Raw genomic sequence first — 6,078 nt, 5'->3', positions numbered from 1 at the left:
TCATCACGCCTGAGAACGAGTCCTGGTGGCTCGCCGTTGCAGAGGAGCGCTCCCTGTGCGGCCTTGAGGGGGAAGTGAAGAAGGCCCTCGCCGAAGGGAAGGCCGGATCGGCTCCCGTTTCCGCAGGTGCTCCCGAAGCCGGAGACGAGGGCACGATGCTATATTTCAGCGTGCCCCCCTCACTTGCCCTCACCTGGGACTTCGCCCTCTCCCTCTTCCGGGACAGGGAGCACTATGACGGACCGCTTTCGGGATTTGTCGAGGCGCTCCTTGCGAACTTCCTGGCCTCAGGGAAAGTGGCGCCGGAGCTTCCAGCCCTCGATGCCGACGGGAACCGCCCCATATTCTCCCGGGGGGGTCCCCTCCTGAAAAGGAGGATGAGAAACCGCCGCGTGAGCGCTCCCGGCGAGGTCAGCGGGCAGGCCGGCGAGGGAGAGGCCGGTGAGACTCCGTGGTCATCACCATGGAGCATCTTCTTCCCGTCGTGGCTTGAAGAGGCCCGGCCGGAAAAAGTTACCGGGGCCTCCGCGAGGGCAATTGCAGGCCGCCTGATCAGGGCCGCCTCGATCCGCCAGAGGCTCGACGTGGCCGCGGGGATGCTCCTGCGGGCGATGGATGCGCGGCAGCTCCACCGCCTTCTCGGCTTTGAGTTCATCGAGGACTATGCCGGGGAGCGCTGCGGCTTCTCGATGGCCCAGACCCGCCAGCTCATAAAGCTTGCCGAGGGCTTCCGGCGCCACTCACTCACCGAAGACGCCTTCAGGAAAGGCGTCATCACCAGGGAGCAGGCGCGCCTCATTCTCCCCGTGGTGGACGAGAAAAATGAGTCACAGTGGATTGCCTACGCCGCGAGCGTGCCCACGGCGGACCTTCGGGAAGAGGCGGGGCGCTGCGCGAGGATCCTGGAGTATGACTGCCTGGTCCCCCATAATTACACTCTTCTTCCCGGCTTTCGCTATCTCACCGACGAGCGATTCCGGAGCCTGCCGGAGGAGGTGCAGGACAGTATACGTGATGGCTCGTGGTATCAAGGCCCCTCTCTCAATCCCTCGTGGCCTCTCATATCAGATGACGAGGAGCTCGTCGCTTCCCGGGACAGGCGTTTTGAGAAGCCCTGGAGGTATTTCAGCGATGTCGATGAGCTGCGCGCCGCCGAGGCCTCCATGGAAATTGAAAAAGATTCCAGGCTGTGTGCGGGCCTCGGAAACCGGTCGGGGAGCGATCATCTCTATGCGGGGGCATGCAATGGGAAAGAGCAGGCACCCCATGGGCAAGGATGCCAAAATCTCCTGTGTTCCTGTCATCAGTCACTGGAGAAAGCCAGGGAGGCCTGTACCATCCCCCGGGGGGAGAGCCCCGAGGAGGTCTTTCTCAGGGACATCCTCTCGGCAGGCAGCCCGGCCACGGCAAAGGACCCCTCACAGGCGGCGGGGAGCTCCATGATGATAAAATTCTTTCTCCCCCGGGAGCTTTATCAGGTCTGGAACCTCGTGGCCCATGCCTTTCTCGGCTGCCTTGCCAAGACCGAAGACGCCGGGCGCCTCAAGAGCCCCGAAGAAAAATTCCTTGCCGCCCTCCTCGCCGACTATCTCACCACCGAGGGAACCTTGAAAAAAGCGGCCCATCACCACAGAATCCTCAAGCGGGACCGGTTCCGCTGCCAGACCCCGGGCTGCCGCTGCAGGCGGAATTTGCACGTGCATCATATCATCAGGCGCTCCCAGGGGGGCACCGATGACCCGTGGAATCTCATTGTGCTTTGTGAGGCCTGCCACCTCCACCTCCTGCACGGACTGCGGACCCTCACCATAAAAAGCATGGCACCCTATGATCTTACCTTCACCTTCGGCTCCCCCTCGGAAGGAGCCCCTTTCCTGGTCTATGAAAGGGGAATAAGACAGCGAGGCCCCAGCTTTATTCCCCCCGGCAGCCGGCGGCTTTGACAGATGAGCATCCCACTGCCTGCCCCCTGTGGAGGTCCCCGGTTTTTCACAACCCGGCGAAATTTTAACATTTTGGTGCTTGTGCAAAATGCCGCGGCGGGATATACTGTATGATAAGGAATAGTATTACCGGAAGGTCTTTTCATGAAGATACACGACAGCGGGCCTTTGAGGGATCTCAGGAGCACCCCGCCCCTGCCTCCGAAAAAGGAGGAGACCAACGAGGCGAAGGACTCTGTTGAGCTTGGCGGCGGCAGTTACCTGGATCTGTCCACCGAGGAAAAGATCAAGAAGATGAGGGAAGCCATAAAGAACGGCGTCGAAGCCGTGTGCTCCGGCGCGGAAAAGACTTCCGAGTACCTTGATAAGAGCCCGCGGGCAAGCAAAGCCCTTGACACGCTCCTGGAGCTTTTCAAGACCGTGAAGACTTTTCCCCGGTTCATCTACCCGAGCCTCATCAACATGACCGACGAGGAGAAGGCCCTGGTCCTCTCCCAGCTTGACAGGCTGCCTCTCAAGGACGTGGGCACCGTCAAGAGCATCACCATGCTCGGATCTCTTCCCGGGGCTTCGGGGGCCGCGGCGCCCCTCCCGCAGTCGCCCTTCATACTCCTCACCAAGGACAACTTCCACCTGAGCGAGGACTGGGCCAATATGGTCCTCACCCACGAGACAGGCCATGCCGTGGATTACAACTCCGGCCTCTTCGGCCTCCCCAAGCTCTTCTCCGAGAGCAGCAAGAGCCCCTGGGGAAAGCCTCCCTATATCAGCGACTACGCCGCCACGGGACCGGGCTGGTACCCCAGCGAGTGGGACGACTTCGCCGAAAGCTATGCCAACTATCACCTGAAGCCCGAGGAGCTCAAGGCCAAGTGCCCCGAGAAGTTCAAAAGGATGGAGGAGCTTGAGCGAAACAGCTTCTTCGAGAGCCTCGTGGACAGAACGGAGTTCAGGGAGACAGGAAAGCTCATGGGGCGCATCATGGAAAAGGCTCCCTACCTCCAGAACGGCCTTGCCATGGTCTCCCTCGTGGGGGGCCTCGTTCAGGCTTTCCGGGCTCTTGGAGAGATGAAGAGAGGCGAAAAAACAGGCGACGAGAAGCTCAAGATGAACGCCACGATGAACTTTGCCGCGGGGTCGTGCTTCGCGAGCAAGGTCCTGGCAGTGCCGGGGATGGCCATAGAAGGGGCGCGCTCGGAGCTCAACAGGGCCATCGAGAACAAGGAGATCACGGCTTCGCAGGCAAACGCCGTCGTGCAGGCCACCGTGGGCCTCGTGGCCGGTCCCATAGGAACCGCAATCAACTGGGTGATCTCCAAGCTGCCCTGGAACAAGCCCGTGGAGATAAACAAGGAATTCATAGAAAAGGTAGAATTCCAGATGGTCCCCGACAAGGTGGATATGCTCAGGGCCATGGAAAACAAGGAGTTCACGAAAGGAGACCTGAAGCACCTCCTCAAGAAGCTCGAATTCAGCGATGGGGAGAGGGACGTGGTCTTCCAGTACATCGAGAGCCCGAAGGAGCCGAAGACGGGCGAGGAAGTCTACACGGTAAACGACGTGACCCTTGAGCACCTCAAGGACAAGCTCCCCGGGCAGAAGCTTGAAGCCCTCAATGTCATCAAGGACGATAAATACACCGGGAAAGAGCTGAAGAAGATACTGAAGAAGGCTGATTTCGACAGCGGGGAGATTGCCCTTATCACCTGCTTTGCCTCCGAAACAGAGAAGGACCCTGAGCTCCAGGAGAGCGCCAGGCCGGGAAGCCTCGCAAGGGCTGCCCTCATAGGCGCCGGCGGTGCTGCAGGCGCCGTGGGAGGGGGTTTTGTGGGACCCTACCTTGGAATTCTCGCCGGCTTCGCCGTCGCGGGCCCCGTGGGAGGCATTGTGGGCCTCATCGGGGGGGCTGTTCTCGGCCTCAAGCTCGGGGCGCGCCTCGGCGGAAGGCTTGGGAACCTCGGAGGGAAAGCCCTTGAGAAAATATATTCAGGGGCCGAATCCCTCGTCCACAAAACTGATGACAAGGGCAAGGCCGGCACCGCAACGCATCCTGCCCCCTGATACTGCCGCACTCCTGCCTTATGAAGACCTTTTCACCCTGCTCTTCAAAGGAACGCTTCTGCCAATTCCCCCGCTATAAGGCTGCCACCGCAGTGCAGGAGGAATGGTGCCGCGAAGAGAACTTTATCATATTCAAATGCGAAGGGAGTCATGACCGTGATCACCTTGACACTCCAGAACCACTCAAGCCGCACCGTTGAAATCGACGAGGGAAAGCAGGTGCTGGAAATCATTAAGACCCACCTGCCGGGAGAGGCGAAAAAGGCCCTCGCCGCTGACCTCGACGGCACGATCATTGATCTCTCCGCGCCGCTCTCAAAAGACGGCACTCTCAAAATAATCACCGCCGATTCCAAGGAAGGTCTCGAGATAATGAGGCACAGCACCTCCCACGTGATGGCCGCTGCCGTGAAGCACCTCTTCCCCGATGTGAAGGTCACCATAGGCCCTTCAATTGACAACGGCTTCTACTATGATTTTGAGAGATCCACCCCCTTTGTCCCCGAGGACCTGGTGAAGATTGAGAAGGAGATGGAGCGCATCATCAGCAGGAACGAGCCTTTCGTGCGTAAGGTGATGCAGAGGGACGAGGCAATGAAATTCTTCCGTGAGCGCGGCGAGGATTACAAAGTGGAGATCATCAGCGACCTTCCCGCCGAGACGGTGAGCCTCTATGAAACAGGCGACTTCATCGATCTCTGCACGGGCCCCCATATCCCCTCCACCTCGAAGATAAGGGTCTTCAAGCTCCTCAGCATTGCAGGGGCTTACTGGCGGGGCGATGAGAAGCGCCAGATGCTCCAGCGCATTTACGGCACCGCCTTCGAGGATAAAAAGAAGCTCGAGGAGTACCTCCACGCCCTCGAAGAGGCAAAGAAGCGCGACCACCGCAGGCTTGGCAAGGATCTGGACCTTTTCAGCTTCTACGAGGAGGGAGGCCCCGGTCTTGTGTACTGGCACCCCAGGGGAGGCTTCATCAGGAAGATCATCGAGGATTTCTGGAAGGACGAGCATCTGAAGAGGGGCTATGACCTCATCAATACCCCCCACATCGCCAAGATAGACCTCTGGAAAAAATCGGGCCACTGGGATTTCTACCGCGAAAACATGTACAGCCCCATCGACATCGAGGGGCAGGAGTACATCCTCAAGCCCATGAACTGCCCCTTCCACATCCTTATCTACAACTCGCGCCTCAAGTCATACAGGGAGCTCCCGGTGCGCTACGCCGAGCTTGGCACGGTATACCGCTACGAGCGCTCGGGCGTCCTTCATGGAACGCTGAGGGTCCGGGGCTTCACCCAGGATGACGCCCATATCTTCTGCACCCCTGAGCAGCTCGAGGAAGAGATGATCAAATGCGTGGAGTTCGCCCGCTTCATGATGGAGACCTTCGGCTTCAGGGAGTACGAGGTGAACCTTGCCACGAGGCCGGAAAAAATCGCGGGGAAGCCCGAGGACTGGGATCGCGCCGAGTCCATCCTTGCCCACGCCCTCACTGCCATGGGGATCCCCTACGTGGTGGACGAGGGGGGTGCCGTATTCTACGGCCCCAAGATAGACATCAAGATCAAGGACGCCCTGGGACGGCTCTGGCAGGGCCCCACGGTGCAGTTTGACTTCAACCTGCCGGGCCGCTTCGAGGTGACCTACAAGGGCTCCGATGGGAAAGAGCACTATGTCTACATGGTGCACCGGGCGCTGCTCGGCTCCCTCGAGCGCTTCATGGGATGCCTGGTGGAGCACTACGCCGGTGCCTTCCCTGTATGGCTCTCGCCGGTCCAGGCAGTGATAATGCCCATCACCGAGCGGAACAGCGAGTATGCCGCGGAAGTGAAGAATCTTCTCACCTCGCAGGGCATAAGGGTGGAGATCGATGACCGCAATGAGAAGATCAACCTCAAGATAAGGGAGGCCCAGCTGCAGAAGACGCCTTACATGGTCATTCTGGGCGACAAGGAAGTGGAAGAGAGGCTTCTCTCCGTGAGGGAGCGCAAGGCGGGAAACCTTGGCTCGATGACGAGCGGGACCTTTCTCGAGAAAATCCGGGAAGACATCGCGATGAAAAGATGAT

General features: G+C 59.5%; 3 protein-coding genes. All 3 read left to right on the top strand.

Annotation, left to right across the window (positions count from 1 at the left end; all coding sequences use genetic code 11):
- A partial coding sequence (locus tag RDV48_13695) for an HNH endonuclease signature motif containing protein (GenBank protein ID MDQ7823847.1) occupies positions 1 to 1,943 on the top strand: 1,943 nt, incomplete at its 5' end.
- A gap of 144 nt (positions 1,944 to 2,087) precedes the next feature.
- On the top strand, positions 2,088 to 4,004 hold the full coding sequence (locus RDV48_13690; protein MDQ7823846.1) for a hypothetical protein: 1,917 nt from the start codon (positions 2,088 to 2,090) through the stop codon (positions 4,002 to 4,004).
- A 150-nt stretch (positions 4,005 to 4,154) separates the two neighbouring features.
- Positions 4,155 to 6,077 (top strand): threonine--tRNA ligase, encoded by a 1,923-nt coding sequence (gene thrS, locus RDV48_13685; GenBank protein MDQ7823845.1) that lies wholly within the window; start codon positions 4,155 to 4,157, stop codon positions 6,075 to 6,077.
- Position 6,078: the final 1 nt, after the last annotated feature.

This window comes from Candidatus Eremiobacterota bacterium, from assembly GCA_031082125.1.
In the GTDB taxonomy this organism is placed as follows: Bacteria; Vulcanimicrobiota; CADAWZ01; order CADAWZ01; family Ess09-12; genus Ess09-12.
This window is presented reverse-complemented; position numbering and strand designations above follow the sequence as displayed.